This is a genomic window from Marinimicrobium koreense (genome assembly GCF_003762925.1).
Taxonomy (GTDB): domain Bacteria; phylum Pseudomonadota; class Gammaproteobacteria; order Pseudomonadales; family Cellvibrionaceae; genus Marinimicrobium; species Marinimicrobium koreense.
Genome location: NZ_RJUK01000002.1, coordinates 226,566 through 242,318 on the forward strand (window position 1 = coordinate 226,566; position 15,753 = coordinate 242,318).

At 59.1% G+C, this 15,753-nt stretch carries 15 protein-coding genes; 1 reads left to right on the forward strand and 14 read right to left on the reverse strand.

Features of this window, described 5'->3' with window-relative positions:
• Nucleotides 1-3 precede the first annotated feature (3 nt).
• The 9 genes from acs to glyA all read right to left on the reverse strand — a co-directional run bounded on the left by acs (nt 4) and on the right by glyA (nt 8,738).
• On the reverse strand, nt 4-1,941 hold the full coding sequence (acs, locus tag EDC38_RS13530; protein WP_024462254.1) for an acetate--CoA ligase: 1,938 nt from the start codon (nt 1,939-1,941) through the stop codon (nt 4-6).
• A gap of 244 nt (nt 1,942-2,185) precedes the next feature.
• Nucleotides 2,186-2,566, reverse strand: a complete 381-nt coding sequence (panD, locus tag EDC38_RS13535; RefSeq protein ID WP_024462253.1) for an aspartate 1-decarboxylase — start codon at nt 2,564-2,566, stop codon at nt 2,186-2,188.
• A 27-nt stretch (nt 2,567-2,593) separates the two neighbouring features.
• The gene (gene panC / locus EDC38_RS13540; protein ID WP_024462252.1) at nt 2,594-3,448 is read right to left on the reverse strand and encodes a pantoate--beta-alanine ligase; all 855 of its coding nucleotides are present in this window, start codon (nt 3,446-3,448) and stop codon (nt 2,594-2,596) included.
• Between the two features lie 176 nt (nt 3,449-3,624).
• A complete protein-coding gene (gene dnaB, locus EDC38_RS13545; RefSeq protein WP_123639271.1) occupies nt 3,625-4,965 on the reverse strand; it encodes a replicative DNA helicase in 1,341 nt (446 codons plus the stop codon).
• Between the two features lie 188 nt (nt 4,966-5,153).
• Nucleotides 5,154-5,600: a 50S ribosomal protein L9 gene (gene rplI / locus EDC38_RS13550; protein ID WP_024462250.1), complete on the reverse strand. Its 447-nt coding sequence runs from the start codon at nt 5,598-5,600 to the stop codon at nt 5,154-5,156.
• Nucleotides 5,601-5,645: 45 nt separating this feature from the next.
• Entirely contained in the window at nt 5,646-6,494 is an 849-nt protein-coding gene (locus EDC38_RS13555; protein ID WP_123639107.1) for a YybS family protein, read from the reverse strand.
• Between the two features lie 34 nt (nt 6,495-6,528).
• Nucleotides 6,529-6,756: a 30S ribosomal protein S18 gene (rpsR, locus tag EDC38_RS13560; protein WP_024462248.1), complete on the reverse strand. Its 228-nt coding sequence runs from the start codon at nt 6,754-6,756 to the stop codon at nt 6,529-6,531.
• A 3-nt stretch (nt 6,757-6,759) separates the two neighbouring features.
• Nucleotides 6,760-7,206 (reverse strand): 30S ribosomal protein S6, encoded by a 447-nt coding sequence (gene rpsF / locus EDC38_RS13565; protein WP_024462247.1) that lies wholly within the window; start codon nt 7,204-7,206, stop codon nt 6,760-6,762.
• A gap of 266 nt (nt 7,207-7,472) precedes the next feature.
• Entirely contained in the window at nt 7,473-8,738 is a 1,266-nt protein-coding gene (glyA, locus tag EDC38_RS13570) for a serine hydroxymethyltransferase (protein ID WP_123639108.1), read from the reverse strand.
• A gap of 313 nt (nt 8,739-9,051) precedes the next feature.
• Between glyA and EDC38_RS13575 the strand changes: the two genes are divergently transcribed.
• Entirely contained in the window at nt 9,052-10,386 is a 1,335-nt protein-coding gene (locus EDC38_RS13575; RefSeq protein ID WP_170162932.1) for a DUF3300 domain-containing protein, read from the forward strand.
• Between the two features lie 174 nt (nt 10,387-10,560).
• On the opposite strand, the gene EDC38_RS13580 is transcribed toward EDC38_RS13575, so the two are convergent.
• The 5 genes from EDC38_RS13580 to EDC38_RS13600 form a co-directional block, all read right to left on the reverse strand.
• Nucleotides 10,561-11,097 carry a hypothetical protein gene (locus tag EDC38_RS13580; protein ID WP_123639110.1) on the reverse strand — a complete coding sequence of 179 codons (537 nt, stop codon included), beginning with the start codon at nt 11,095-11,097 and terminating at the stop codon, nt 10,561-10,563.
• A 96-nt stretch (nt 11,098-11,193) separates the two neighbouring features.
• The gene (locus EDC38_RS13585; protein WP_123639111.1) at nt 11,194-11,733 is read right to left on the reverse strand and encodes a hypothetical protein; all 540 of its coding nucleotides are present in this window, start codon (nt 11,731-11,733) and stop codon (nt 11,194-11,196) included.
• 2 nt (nt 11,734-11,735) lie between these two features.
• Nucleotides 11,736-13,388, reverse strand: coding sequence for a hypothetical protein (locus EDC38_RS13590; protein ID WP_123639112.1), 1,653 nt, complete (start codon nt 13,386-13,388; stop codon nt 11,736-11,738).
• Nucleotides 13,385-14,479: a hypothetical protein gene (locus EDC38_RS13595; protein ID WP_123639113.1), complete on the reverse strand. Its 1,095-nt coding sequence runs from the start codon at nt 14,477-14,479 to the stop codon at nt 13,385-13,387. Before EDC38_RS13595 ends, EDC38_RS13590 begins: the two co-directional genes overlap by 4 nt.
• Nucleotides 14,476-15,750 (reverse strand): TIGR02270 family protein, encoded by a 1,275-nt coding sequence (locus tag EDC38_RS13600; protein ID WP_123639114.1) that lies wholly within the window; start codon nt 15,748-15,750, stop codon nt 14,476-14,478. Before EDC38_RS13600 ends, EDC38_RS13595 begins: the two co-directional genes overlap by 4 nt.
• Between the last annotated feature and the right edge of the window lie 3 nt (nt 15,751-15,753).

Sequence of the window (15,753 nt, forward strand, 5' to 3'; positions counted from 1 at the left end):
GTTTTATTGATTGGCCCGGTTATCGATCAGATCATCCACCACGGCCGGGTCCGCCAACGTTGAGGTATCCCCGAGATTATCGAGCTCGTTGGCGGCAATTTTGCGCAGGATGCGGCGCATGATTTTACCCGAGCGGGTTTTCGGCAGGCCGGGCGCCCACTGAATAATATCCGGTTTGGCAATGGCGCCGATTTCCTGTACGCACAGGTCAATCAGCTCCTTACGCAGCGCATCGCTCGGCTCTTCACCGCCCATCAGGGTGACATACGCATAGATGCCCTGGCCCTTGATGTCGTGGGGATAGCCAACAACTGCGGCCTCGGAGACTTTCGGGTGCAGCACCAGCGCACTCTCCACTTCCGCGGTCCCCATCCGGTGGCCGGAGACGTTGAGCACGTCATCCACCCGGCCGGTAATCCAATAATAACCATCCTCATCCCGACGGGCACCGTCGCCGGTAAAGTAGTAACCGGGGTAGGCACTGTAATAGGTATCGATACAGCGCTGATGATCGCCATACACCGTGCGAATCTGGCTTGGCCAGGGCGCCTTGATCGCCAGGTTACCGGAACCGGCGCCCTCTATTTCATGGCCCTCATTGTCCAGCAGCACCGGCTGCACCCCGAAGAAGGGCAAAGTGGCGGAACCGGGTTTCAGGTCGGTGGCACCGGGCAGCGGGGTCAGCATATGGGCACCGGTTTCGGTCTGCCACCAGGTATCCATGATCGGGCAGCGGCTCTCGCCCACCACCCGGTAATACCACTCCCACGCCTCGGGATTGATTGGCTCCCCCACGGTTCCCAACAGCTTCAGGGACTGACGGGAGGTCTGGGTGACCCACTTATCGCCCGCCCCCATCAGAGCCCGAATGGCCGTGGGCGCGGTGTAAAAGGTGTTGACCATATGCTTGTCGACCACCTGCCAACAGCGGGAGGCATCCGGGTAGGTGGGCACCCCTTCAAACATCAGCGTGGTTGCACCGTTCGCCAGGGGGCCGTATACGATGTAGCTGTGGCCAGTGACCCAGCCCACATCCGCCGTACACCAGTAAACGTCACCTTCCTGGTGGTCAAATACATATTTATGGGTCATGGCCGACTGCAGCAGATAGCCACCGGAGGTGTGCAGCACCCCCTTGGGTTTGCCGGTAGAGCCCGAGGTATACAGAATGAATAGGGGGTCTTCGGCATCCATGCTCTCCGGCTCACAGTGATCGGATTGGCGCTCCACTTCCTGTTCGTACCAGATATCCCGACCTTCCTTCCAGCCGACATCGGCACCGGTACGCTTGACCACCAGGCAAGTATGCACACCCGGGCAGGCGTTCATCGCCTTGTCCGCATTGTTTTTCAGCGGGATGTGTTTGCCACCGCGAACCCCCTCATCGGCGGTGATCAGCACCTGGCAATCCGCATCCAGAATCCGGTCTTTCAGTGCATCAGGGGAGAAGCCACCAAACACCACCGAGTGGATGGCGCCCAGACGGGCACAGGCGAGCATGGCGTAGGTGGCCTCGGGAATCATCGGCATATAAATGCACACTCGATCGCCTTTCTTGACGCCGCGCTCACGCAACAGATTGCCCAGCCGGCTGACTTCGGTGTGCAATTCCCGGTAAGTGATCATCTGGTCTTCCGAGGGGTCATCCCCCTCCCAGATGATGGCGACCTGATCCGCCCGCTGCTCCAGATGGCGATCGACGCAGTTTACGCTGACATTGAGCTTGCCGCCCTTGAACCAGGCGACTTCCCCTTTGCGCAGATCGCTCTCACACACCTTGTCCCACTTTTTGTCCCAGGTCAGAAAGGCGTCGGCCTGCTCCGCCCAGAACCCATCCGGGTCCTCTACTGAGCGCTGGTACATCGCCCGATAGCGCTCCGCATCAATGGCCGCATGCGCTTTGAAGGAATCGGGAACCGGGTGGATGTGGTGTTCGGACATGAGAAGCCTCGCTGACAGTTGTTATTGCAATTCGTGGTTGACGCTAGTGTTCAAGATCCGGGCTCGGAGCCGCAAACTCAAGCTTAACAGCAGTTTCTGAAATTGGCCACAGACAACGTTGTCCAAAGCGGCCGAGCCGTAAACAATCGTTAAGCGGATGATGTCGATCAAAGGAGCTCGAAAGCGCCGGAGAGGAAGGAGAGCCACACCCGCCGGATTGGAGGCGGGTGCGGGGCAACCCGGGTCAGGCGACCTGGGTCGGAATGGTATTGGTCGTGCGCTCTACCCGGTTGTTCTCATCGAGATACACCAGGCGAGGCTTGTGATTGAGCAGCTCGGCTTCGCTGTACTGCCCGTAACTGGCGATGATGACCCGATCGCCGACCTGCACTTTGCGGGCCGCGGCGCCGTTCATGGAGATGGTTCCCGATCCGGCTTCCGCCAGGATCACGTAGGTGGTGAACCGCTCGCCATTGTTGACGTTGTAGATATCAATCTGTTCAAACTCGCGCAGCCCAGCCAGCGCCACCAGATCGCTATCAATGGCGCATGAGCCGTCGTACCAGAGCTCGGCCTGGGTGACCGCCGCCATGTGCAATTTGCCTTTCAGCAGAGTAGAAAGCATAGGCTTCTCCCGTGTTTGGTGCTGACGTCAAGCGTCCAGCACAAGGGATACATTGTCAATCAGGCGCGCACCCCGAGTGTACATCGCGCCGAGAATCGTGATTTCGGCGTCATCGTGGGCCGCCGGGTCGAGCGTATGACTGTTGCACACACTGACATAGTCGGGTCGGAAACCCGCGTTTTCAATCTGTTCCTTCGCTTCTTCCGCCAGCACGAGATAGTCGCGCCGACCGGACTGAATCTGCTCGCGCACCCAACTCAGGCTCCGATACAACTGAGACACCCGCGGGCGCTCATCCTCACCAATAAAGCCATTTCGGGAGCTGAGCGCGAGGCCGTCGGCTTCGCGCACAATGTCTCCGGCGCTGATCCTGACCGGCATGCACAAGTCTTCCACCATCCGGCGGATCACGGCCAATTGCTGGAAGTCTTTGGCACCGAACACCGCCTCATCCGGCTGAACGATGTTGAACAGTTTGGTGACAACCGTCGTCACGCCTTCAAAATGGCCCGGGCGACTGGCACCACAGAGCACGTCGGTCATGGTGGGCACGACGACCCGGGTCTGTTCGGCCATGCCGTTGGGGTAAATCTCGGTTTCGTCGGGGCAGAACAGGAAGTCGCAGCCGATGGCTTCCAGTTTGGCCGTGTCGGCCGCCAGTGTCCGGGGGTACTTGTCCCAGTCTTCGTTCAGCCCGAACTGCAGCGGGTTGACGAAAATACTGGTAACGACACAGTCACAGCTGGCCTGAGCCTGCTGCACCAGAGCAAGATGTGCCTGATGCAGGTTGCCCATGGTGGGCACAAACCCAATACGCTTGCCCTGGCGACGTTCCTCAGCCAAAGCGGTGCGCAGCGAGTGAATCTGATGAAATACCTGCATGGCTGGCTCGTTTCAGGCGACAACGCGGTGCGGACCCTAACGCCGTGCCAGGCACAGCGTTACCTAATTACCCAAACTTGGGGGCGGGATAATACACGGTCGTTTCGGGATGTACAATCTTTGTGCAGCATGGCGCCTGATTCATGCTTTCAGAGGCAAAAGCGTCACCCTATGCATCAATATTCCCCTTGCTGCATATATTCCGGCGCCAGGTTTTCGAAGCGGGTGAACTTGCCAATAAACGCCGCCCGACAGGTGCCGATTTCACCGTTACGCTGCTTGCCAAGAATCAGCTCGGCAATCCCCTTGTCCGGGCTGTCCTCGTTGTAATACTCATCCCGGTAAATGAAGAGAATCACATCGGCATCCTGCTCGATGGCACCGGACTCACGCAGATCCGAGTTCATGGGCCGCTTGTTGGGACGCTGCTCCACCCCCCGGTTCAACTGGGACAGCGCAATGACCGGGCAGTCGAATTCCTTGGCCATGGCCTTGAGCGAGCGGGAGATTTCGGAAATCTCCTGGGTCCGCCCTTCGCTCGGACCGGAGAGCTGCATCAACTGCAGGTAGTCCACCATGATCATCGCCGGATTGCCGTGCTCGCGGGCAATGCGCCGCACCCGGGCACGCATTTCGGTGGGCGAAAGCCCCGGGGTATCGTCGATGAACAATGGCTTGTCTTTCATCTTACTGACCGCGGCGGACAGCTTGGGCCAATCCTCCTCGGTCAACTTACCGTTGCGGATCTTGCCCTGATCAATCCGCCCGATGGAGGACATCATCCGCATCACCAGTGCCGCCGAGGGCATTTCCATACTGAACACCAGGGTCGGGCGCGTCTGGGTAAAAATGGAGGACTCGACAAAATTCAGCGCCAGGGCGGTTTTACCCATGGAGGGTCGGGCGGCCAGAATCACCAGTTCGCCGGGCTGCCAGCCGGACGTGCGCTGATCCAGATCCTCCAGGCCGGAGCTGACCCCGGTCAGATCACTGCCCGAACGGAACAGTTCGTCAATGCGCTGTACGGTATCCTTGAGCAGCGCGTTCAGGTCGGTCAGCCCGCCTTCTTTGGGGCGATCCTCGGCAATTTCCGCCACCCGCTTTTCGGCGATCTGCAGCAGGTCGTCGGCGTCGAGCCCCAGAGGGTTGTAACCGGACTTGCTGATCTCCTGGGCGACACTGATGAGCTGGCGCAGCGTCGAGCGCTCGCGCACGATATTGGCGTAGGCGAGGATATTGGCCGCACTGGGGGTATTGGCCGCCAACTCTGTCAGATATCCCAGTCCGCCGACCCGCTCCAGCTCCTCGTGCCGGTGCAGCTCTTCCGACAGGGTAATGACATCCAGTGGCTGGTCTTCTTCGGCCAGCTCGCACATGCGCAGGAAGATCTGGCGGTGGTCATCCCGGTAAAAGTCCCGTTCGGACAGCACTTCGCGCACCGCTTCCAGGCGCATATTGTCCAGCATCAAACCACCCAATACCGCCTGCTCGGCTTCTACCGAGTGCGGCGGGGGCATTTTCGCCGGGGAGGTCTCTTCCTCCGAGGGCAGATCCAGGGGTAGATCAGACATGGGCTCTCAGTACAGGTAATTCTCGGACAAAAAAACGGGCACTACCGATCAGTCCCCGAGGGGTCGATAGTGCCCGATTTCGTCAGACTTGTCACCGCCGGCCATGGAATCAGACCGGCCCAGGGTAGTGCCCGTTACTCGGCCACTACGCTGACTTTGACCGCCTGAATGACTTCAGCATGCACTTGCACGTCGATCTCGTACTCACCGATTTCGCGCAGCGCACCTTCCGGCAGTTTGACTTCGGCTTTGGTGACTTCAACACCGGCTGCGGTAATGGCATCGGCGATATCGCGAGTACCGATAGAACCGAACAGCTTGCCTTCGTCGCCCGCGTTGGCGCCGATGGTAACGCTGACTTCCGCCAGCTTGGCGGCGCGCGCTTCGGCTTCGCTCAGCTTGGCGGCAGCAGCGGCTTCCAGTTCAGCGCGACGCGCTTCAAACTCAGCCACATTCTCGGCGGTGGCCGGAATGGCTTTGCCCTGCGGCAGCAGGAAGTTGCGGCCGAAGCCGGCTTTAACAGCAACCTGGTCGCCAATGCCACCGAGCTTGCCTACTTTTTCCAGCAGAATAACGTCCATCTCGTTTACCCTCTAAGTTGTATGATCCGGCGATCGGGCGGGGCCTCAGGCCCGGGGTGTTGCCCGCTCGCGAAAATTCAGCCAAGTATCCAGAAATGCCAACACGGCCAACAGCTGTGTCGCAGGTTCCAGCAGTATCAATACCGCGTAAAACACAAACAGCCACTGAACCCCAAGCCCCTTGATGGCTACCAGGCGGTGCACCATTGCCACCCCCTGCAGCACCAAAGGCAGCAGAAACAACGCTGACCACAGTGCGTAATCCAACCCCTGGAACAGGCAATACACGGCGGCGGCCATACTGGTCACGGCCTGTATCGGGTGAAGTTTCAGAGCCTGAAACTCCGCCCCGAACCCACCGGGGTTGTCCACCAGCGAGTGCCACCAACGCCCGAGCATCAGGCCGAGCGCGGCTGGAAAGGCCATCCCGTAGGCCAGCATTCCCAGCACAAAGGTTGCACTGTAGGACGACACTGACGCGTCTACCGAACTGGCCAGCTCTTCGAGCAACTGATTCCAGCTCTGCAGCGCAGCCTGCACGGCGTCTGGGGCCAGAGCGCCCAGCAAGACCGCCATCAGGGTCGCTACGGCCACTATGCCCATCAGGCAAGTGGCCCACCCGCTGCCGCGCCGTAAAAACAGCGCGGCGCCGTAAGTCAGTAACACTCCCCCGACCACCGCCGTAGCGACCGCCGGGGCAATCTGACTGAAACCGAGCAGGAGCAGTGACGGTAGCACGCCCCATAGCAGAATCAGCAGACCGTTGTTTCTCCCCACGCGCAAGGTGACCAGAGCCACGGTGGCGGGGGTCAGCAGGGGCACCCAATTACCAATCAGGGCCACCGCTGTGGCTTGCAAGCGACCGCGCAAAATAAATTCAGCCAGCGCTCGCAATGCTGCACTCCTTCAACCGGTTGACGGCCTCGACTTACTCGTGGCTGTCGGTGTACGGAATCAGGGCCAGGTAGCGGGCGCGCTTGATCGCTGAGGACAGCTGGCGCTGGTACTTGGCTTTGGTTCCGGTGATACGGCTGGGTACAATCTTACCGGTTTCGGTGATGTACGCCTTCAGCGTTTCCAGATCTTTGTAATCAATACGCTTCACGCCTTCGGCGGTGAAACGGCAAAACTTACGACGACGGAAAAAACGTGCCATCTCTTATTCCCCCTGCTTTTCGGTTTCGGCTTCTGACTCTTCGTCCGAGCTGTTGTCGTCGGAATTGTCATTGCCCTCTTCACGGCGCGGCGGGCGGCTGCCCTGCTTTGCAGTGCGCTCGCGGGCATCTTTATCAGCCTTGAGGATCGGAGACTCTTCAGTGATGGCTTCGTCTTCGCGAATCACGAGGTTACGCAGGACGGCATCGTTGTAGCGGAAGTTGGTGGTCAACTCTTCCAGGGCTTCCTCGGTGCACTCCACGTTCATGAGTACATAGTGAGCCTTGTGGATTTTGTTGATGGAGTAAGCCATTTGACGGCGACCCCAGTCTTCCAGACGGTGAACCTGGCCACCGCTGTTTTTGACGCTGGCGGTATAGCGCTCGATCATGCCGGGCACTTGCTCGCTCTGGTCGGGATGGACCATAAAGACGATTTCGTAATGACGCATTGTAGCTCCTTACGGGTTAAAGCTTCCCCGGACCAAAAGGGCCTGAGTGAAGCAAGGAGTGACCCGGGCAAAAGGCCCGGGCCGGTTAGGGGCGGCTATTCTAGGGAGTTTACCGGGGGGTTGCAAGCCAAGCTGCATACTTTTTGCACAGTCCAGGCCGTTAACGGCGGATGCGGGCTTCGCCCTTATCCGCCCTACGGATGGCTCGGAGGTTGCGTAGGGCGGATAAGCGAAGCGCATCCGCCGTAAAGCAGCTCTCCCGCTTATCAATTACCGTAAACCGGGAACTTGCCGCATACGTCCAATACCTTGCCTTTCACCTCTTCGATCACGGCGTCGGCATTGCCGGCTTCCAGGCCGTCCAGGATGTCGCACATCCAGCCCGCCAACTGCTTGCACTCTTCCTCGCGGAAGCCGCGGGTGGTGATTGCCGGCGTACCGACCCGGAGGCCAGAGGTGATGAACGGCGAGCGCGGGTCGTTCGGTACCGCATTCTTGTTCACGGTGATGTTGGCCCGCCCCAGCGCTTCGTCAGCGTCCTTACCGGTGTACTCTTTACCGATCAGGTCCACCAGCATCAGGTGGTTTTCGGTGCCACCGGAGACAATCTTGATTCCGCGCTCAATAAAGGTCGCCGCCATGGCCTTGGCGTTTTTGACCACTTGCTGCTGATACTCTTTATAGGCGGGGCTCATCGCCTCCTTGAAGCTGATGGCCTTCGCTGCAATCACGTGCATCAGCGGGCCGCCCTGACCACCGGGGAATACGGCGGAATTGAGCTTCTTCTCGATCTCTTCATTGGCCTTGGCCAGAATGATGCCACCACGGGGGCCGCGCAGGGTTTTGTGGGTGGTGGAGGTGGTCACGTCGGCGATCTGCACCGGGTTCGGGTATACGCCCGCCGCTACCAGACCCGCCACGTGGGCCATATCAACCAGTAAGTAAGCGCCCACTTCATCGGCGATATCCCGGAACTTCTGCCAATCCACGACCTGGGAGTAAGCCGAGAAACCCGCCACGATCATGCGCGGCTTGTGCTCGCGGGCCAGGCGGGCAATTTCTTCGTAGTCCAGCTCGCCAGTCTCCGGATTCAGACCGTACTGCACCGCATTGTAGATCTTGCCGGAGAAGTTCGGCTTGGCACCGTGGGTCAGGTGGCCACCGGCGTCCAGGCTCATACCCAAAACGGTGTCGCCGGGCTTGCACAGGGCGGCATAAACGGCGGAGTTCGCCTGGGAGCCGGAGTGCGGCTGAACGTTGGCGTAATCGGCACCGAACAGCTCCTTGGCGCGCTCGATCGCCAGCTGTTCACTCTGGTCAACGTACTCGCAGCCACCGTAGTAGCGTTTGCCGGGATAGCCCTCAGCGTATTTGTTGGTCAGCTTGGTGCCCTGGGCTGCCATCACCAGCGGGCTGGTGTAGTTTTCCGAGGCAATCAGCTCGATATGCTCTTCCTGGCGACGGCTTTCCTTCTGGATGGAATCCCAGATTTCGGGGTCAAAATCGGCAATCGTCTGAGTTTTGTCAAACATGAACACATCCTGAGCAGGGCGACAGGCCAGGCAACAGCCCGCCGGGGTTAAAATTGGACGCGAATTGTACACCAATCAACCAGCTCGCTTCCAAGAAAAATACTCAACCAGCGCCATAGTCTCGCTCATAAAGCGCACCCAGCTTCTGGCGGCAAAGCCCGCATGGCGTTTGACCGGCCAACGGCCCGGTGCAACAATGCCTGACAGGCCGTCGGCCCAGGCCATACCGGATATTCAGTTTCGGTTAAGCCGCCCGGCGGTATAACAGAGGTGAATGCTCTATATACGAGCGAAACCTCTGGGAGGACACCCCATGAAGACATCCTGGACTACCCTGGCCACCGCTGCCCTGCTGCTTGTGCTCAGTCTGGGCGCCTGGGCCGACGACGACTACAGTCAGGCCGAACTGAACCAGATGCTGGCCCCCGTCGCCCTCTACCCGGACACCGTACTGTCCCACATCCTCATCGCCAGCACCTATCCCCTTGAAGTGGTACAGGCGAACCGGTGGGCTCAGCGCCACCGCAATATGGAAGGCGCCGCCGCGGTGTCCGCCGCCGAACGCGAAGGCTGGGATCCGAGTGTGACCGCCCTGGTGGCCTTTCCCGACATTCTCGAGCGCATGGCGGATGACCTGGAATGGACCCAGGATCTCGGCGAGGCCTTTCTGTGGGATGAGGGCGAGGTCCTCGCCAGCGTGCAGGACCTGCGCCAGCGGGCCTACGAGGCGGGCACTCTGCGCACCACCGAACATCAGGAGGTGGTCATAGAGCAGAAAACCATCATTGTGGAACCCCGGGTATCCGAGGTCATCTACATTCCTTATTACGACACCCGGATGGTGTACGGCCCTTGGCGCTGGCACCACCACCCGCCCCACCGCTGGCATCGCCCCAGTCGGGGCTACTGGAATGCGGGTATCTTCTGGAGCTTCGGCACCCGTATTGACCACCACAGCTTCTATTTCAGCAGCTTCCACTGGCACAACCGGCACACCGTGGTGATTGACATTGACCTGCACAACCATCACCGCTTCCACTCCGGCCGCAGCGTGGTTCGCTATAAAGAAGCGCGCCGCTGGAAACACAACCCGAGCCATCGCCGCGGCGTCGAGTACCGTCGCAGCACGGTGCGTCAACAGTATGCCGCCCCGTCGCGCACCGCACGCCATTCCGGGACACGAGTGGAACGCGCACAGCGTGTAGAGCGCATCGAACAGCGCCTGCAGAACCCCCGCAGCAGCGCCCGGAGTGAACCCCGTCGTTCGCGTGACGCTCAGGCTCGAAATGATCGGCAACAACCCCGGCTTGACCGCACTGAACGGCGCAGCGACACCTATCAAACCCGCCGGGAAACTCCGAGCCGGATGGAACAGCGTTCCGGCGAGCGCCTGCGCGCCAATGAGCCGAACCGCGACCGTGCACAGGTGCAGCGTCAAGCCCGCGAAGAGCGTACCCGCACCACTCGCACCGAGCGCCCCTCCCGGGAGGAACAAGCCAACGCCCGCAACCTTCGGCAACCAGAACGGAGCCAGCAGAACTTTCAACGCAGCACCCGGGATCGGGTGGATGCGGCCCGCAACCGCTCATCTATCAGTGAGCGAGCTCGCCAGAGCCGAAATGAGAATGGACGCGCCGAGCGGCGGTGATCAAGTGATGGGTTAAAGTGGCTGCTACAGGGAAGCGCAGCCACTTGAAACAGAGCGGGTCACGGGAATTGGTCAATTCACAATCGTTCAGGCTGGCAGAAGTCCAGCGACGCACCCAGGAAACTGACCGCACCAGACTAAACATTAATAGCGAATAAAAGGCACTATAGCCTATTAGTATATTGACTCCCCAGGCTTCAGGTATCGCTTCAAATCCTCCTCATCGATTGGCCCTGTGATTCGCTCATTAAGGATTTCATCGTCTCGCCAGTATTCAGACAAAGTATCCATAATATTGGTCGCCCGTTTTTTTGCTTTTACCAAGCTGGATTGGAAGTCCTCTCGGTAGTGGTCAGAGACTCGGTCCCACCAGCCCCAACTAAAATTATCGAGATTCCTGAAAATACTGTGAACCTCACTAGCTACACCTTCCATGTAGCCGTTATCACCTTCGATCGCCTTTTGAATAGCTTCATCAATTCCCTTTTGCGTACCTACCAAGTTTCTTAGGACTCTATCCCGCCAAGTCTCTGGCCAATCTGAAGCGGGCCATTGATGCCAGTCACCTTGCTCAGACGATCTCTCGAAAAATGCGTCCAATGAATTCTCCAGAACTTCAATCGCTCTTCTATGCCATACAGACATTTCTTGCATGTACTCAATGCTAGAAAATTTTCTTCTCAGTAATGTCCTTTTTAAATTATCATCCATCGTAAACTACCGACCAATCCATCAAAGCGTGAATTGACATTTTCCAATCAACACCAGCCTACCAATATGGCATACCAGCCACACCAGGGAAAATAGCTAATAGGCGCTCTCTCCAGGCTTCAAGTATCGCTTTAGATCCTCCTCATCAATAGGGCCAGTGATTTCCGGAGTAAGAATTGAATCTTTGGTTTTCCATGCTCCCGTCAGTTGCCGCATGATATTCGAAGCGCATTTTTTTGCGCTAACAAGATTTTTAGTGAACTCTTCCCTGTGGTGACTGGGTATGCGCTCCCACCACCCCCAACTAAAGTTGTCAAGATTCCGAAAAATCCCGTGCAAACTTCCAGAGACGCTTCTAATCGTGGAGACTTGACCTTTTCTGTAGTTCTCTATACCTCGACCAATACTCTCTTGCGTCCCCAACAATTTTTTGAGTACCCGATCTCGCCAAGTTTCTGGCCAATCCGACGGCGGCCACTGATGCCAGTCTCCATGTTCAGAAGAACGCTCGAAGAACGCACTCAACGCTTCCTTTAAACTGTCAATCGCTCGCTGATGCCACTCAGACATTTCAAGCATGTAATCAACACTTGAGAACTTTCTCGCCAGCAACTCACGTTTCATCTCTTTATCCATAGCTATGGCTCCGGCCAGTTGGTAAGGTTTGGCGATGACGCTTCGATACTGTTCGGGGAAACGAACAATTGTGTGCTACCACCTTGGAGATAGAACTCGTTTCCCGAAAATTCTTCGTAGGGCTGACCTGCAGCCGGCCCTTCCCAAGCTTTCAGTCCACCTTCTCCCACAAAATGCTCGACATAGTACCCATTATCATTCCAATCATCTTTTACAGCGTAGCCTCTGCGCCATTCAGTCTTATTGGCTGGAAGATCATAAGCCCAAAAGCCACCTGCATCGTTGTTCTTTTCATCGACTATACGATAAATCTTAGTACCTTCGGGTATATCGACTGGTTTCGCATCCACAAAGGTATCGTAGGTTTCGTAGCCATCATAGTTCAAGTTTGGCCAGCCCTGAGCGACCAAATCATCATGACCTGCAGGGGGAGCCTCAAGCCCGGTCAAGTGGTTCGGCATAGGGCCGGTTTCCGCACCCATCGGCTTCCCATCAGCCTGAAGAGTATAGGGGTCTTCCGGGTTTCCGTCACGGTGATAGCGCTTATGTACTCGGTCACCAGTTTTGGGCGCCTTGACATCGGAATGCGGTTCGTAGGGCAGCTCGGCCCTGGCTGTGAGTTGAGGCGCTTGGGGCTGCTCGGTAGAAAGGCTGGTTTTCTGATCAACCGGTGCGTCGAACTCTTTCCGGAGCTTCTTTCGACGCAGCTGTCGGGCCAGGTTGCGAAACAGGTGGCCGAGGCCGCGCAGTCGGCTGGCATGGCGGAGCTGCGAGGCGGCCTGGGCGACGTTGCCCGCGCCGGCGGTGAAGAGGGCCAGCAGGGCCGCCAGGACAATTTCAAATACGCCGGCGCCGGCAAACTCGGCCCACTCAACGCTGGATTGATTGTCCGCCATCGCCTGAGCAAATTCCAGCAGCATCGCCCTGGTGGGTGCATCGTCGGCGATAAAGGCGGCGATGTCGTAGGCCTCGGCGATCAGCCCCATCAATTCCCGCAGGCGCTCCTCGCTGATATCGTCCGGCTCCACGCCAAATAGGCGGGCGAGGTCTTTCTTTTGTTCGTCCAGCAGGTTCTGGTTGACGCTGTCATACCATTCCGACCAGGTCAGCTCGCCGTCCTGATAGCTTTGATAGCTGGCCCTTAGGGTATCGCCCAGGAGGTTGGCCGGACTGAGGTAATAGGAGAATTCCGCGACTTTGTAGGCCGTTTTTCCCACAAACTCAACGAACCCCACAGCGCCATTCCACGCACCACGCCCCACGGCCTGAATGTGTTCAAAAACGCGCTGCGGGCCGCCCATCTGTTCGAGTTCGCGCTCGTAGGCTTCGGCTTCCAGGCGTTGATCTTCGATGATCTGGTCAAGGACTTCCTTGATCGACGCTCGGGTCGCTTCGATGCGCGCGTCCAGATCGGGTTCGGGTAATAACGTTACGCGTACATTGCCTGGCGGCAGTCCGGCCAGACACACCTGGCCCTGGTCGTTGAGTCGTCCCACCCAGACCATACCGTCGCTGTCGGTCGCCCGGAAATAGCCATACACGGCACGCCCGCTCTGAAAGCGGTACTCCAGTTCCAGCCAGTGGTTATCATCGAGGTCATCGATGTCGGGGTCCCGGCCGCCACCGACCGCAACACCTTCGCCGACTTGCGTCATGCAGCCACTCCTTCAGCCTGTAAGCAGATCGCTCCCCGATAGCTCTGGTCGGCGGAGCCATAGATGAGGTGGGTATCGTCTCCCGGCAGACTGAGCGCTGTCTGGCCCGCGAGAGCCACCAGTACGGCGCCTGTCGCGGCGCCGATATCACCGTAATACTCGGCGGGGTGATGCACCTTGGGATCGTCGAACAGGTGGTGGTTGCGGGTCAGTGCCACACCCAACTCTTTGCCCCAGTAACGTTCGCCGTTCGCACTGCTGTAGATGTTCTTGATGGTCCGCTGCGTTGGACGCCCCGCCAGGGCCTGCTTGAACGCCTGATCCAGGCCCTCGCCCCGGTAAGGTTTGTCACTGAACCAGTGCCCGGACTCGTAGCCAAAACCCGGCTCAGTCAGGGCGACGCGGCGGCCATTCTGAATCAGCGCCTTTTCCGGATCCGGCGTCAGGCAGAGATAACCGGCGGCTTCTCCCGGTGCAAAGGCGTCGCTTCCGGGGTGCGGGCGCAGGTGCTGAGCCGCCAAGCGCTTCTGCCCGTCGAGCATCGCCAGCAAGGGGCTGAACTGGTAGCTGTCGGCTCCACCGACCAGAACAGCGCTGTGGCCAATGTCGTAGGCATAGTGAAAGGCCAACTTGATCGCCTCAATGACTCCCGGACGGCCGACACTGACCGCGCGGGAGCGCCGGGCGTCAATGGCGCCGGGCGCCAATTGTTCGTACAGCGCGGGAAGAAAGCCGTCGCTCAGCCCGGTGGCGACACCGGGGTATACCTCGGGACCGGCATAAAGCAGGGGAATCGGCGAGCCCGCTGAGACGGGCTGGAGCGCCTGGGCGGCGGCCACCGTCGACATTGCCAACATCCGTTGCTCTCGCAGCGTCAGCTCCGGGTACTGCTCCAACAAGGTCGGCAAGAGCGGCAGGGCTTCGTCGGGCACCAACGCCTGAACGATCAACCGGCGCTTTCCGGTAAAATAGCTGCTGGTAGCGTAGCGACTGATCTGTGCGCCAGCGGCGGCCCACACCATTTCAGTAGAGCCGCCAATGGCGGTAATCATGCCGCTGCCGGCCAGATACAACACTCGGTTCTGGGTCATGGCGATTCCTGCCTTCGTTCCATGGAGTACCAGGACTGTTGCGGATCGAGCAACGCCAACTCCAACGCGGCCGCGGCGCGCTGGCGTTGGGGGCCCTCCGACAGAACCCGCTGTAGATTGGCCTCGGTGACCGGCTCACCCAGCAGGAGCCGTTCACCCGGCGGATAACGGTGCTTGATCGTCTCCCAGAATACGGTCAACTTTTCGGTGTTGGGCCAGGGCAAGTGCTCATCGTCATCCATCGGGGGTACCGGTGTGTCCGGGTGATCCTGTGCTTCAGCGTCATTGAGTTGGGGGAGCTGATGGTGCAGGTCATGAGCTTGCAGATCGACGCCCGTGATCTGGTAGAACGCCTCGCCCGCCACACGAGCCAGCGACAATTGCTTCATACAGCGAAGCAACCAGGGAACCGCTTCCGGGTCGCCCAGAGCCGCGGTGGCGATCACGGATAGTCGGGCCGCGTCCGGCGAGGTTTGGCCGAATAGTTGCGCGACCCACTGCTTGGCCTCGGTACTCGGCAACACACGCATGGCCAAGATCAACGCGTCGCACTGCCGGGGGCCCGACTGCAAGGCAAACGGCATGAGCATTCTCGCTGCTGACCGATCGCCCAACAGAATGGCCGAGCGGCAGGCCTCAAACGTGACCCCCGGCTCGCCACCCTCGCGCCCTTCCGCCAGGAACGGTGAGAGGTCACGACGCTTGAAAACGCCGACGCAGTGCAACGCTTCACCGTGCAGCAAACTGTCAGCACGACAGTCGTTCCGGCGCAGGATCCGGGTCAGAAAGTCGCAGGGGTCCTCGCCACGGGCCCGGCAGGTCGCCAGTGCCAGACGCTTGTGAATGTGCTCCTTACTGATGAAAAATTTACGCACCCAGTCGTGGCAGTAACGGCCGGGCAGCCAGGTCAGCGCCGACACCAGCGCGGCGAATCCCGCCCCATCCTGTAACCCCGCTTCTACCGCTTGCTGAATACACCCCACTTCCAGTGTACGAAACGCCACGGCGGCCGCCGCAAACACCTCACCTGGCCCCGCATGAGCCAGGGCGCTCTGACAGGCGGCCCAGGCTCGCTCTGGAGCCTGGGCAAGGGCGAACAGCTGGGCGTCAATACGGCTTTCGAGTTCCGCCAGGTCAGAGGTTTGGTAGTGCGGTTGAATCAACGCCCGCGAACGCAACAACCAGAGAAAGGCAACCTCTTCAACGCAATCGTCAAACTGTGACTCAAACCCCGAGAACGGATTGGGGAAAGCGGTAATAGCAACGGTCATCCC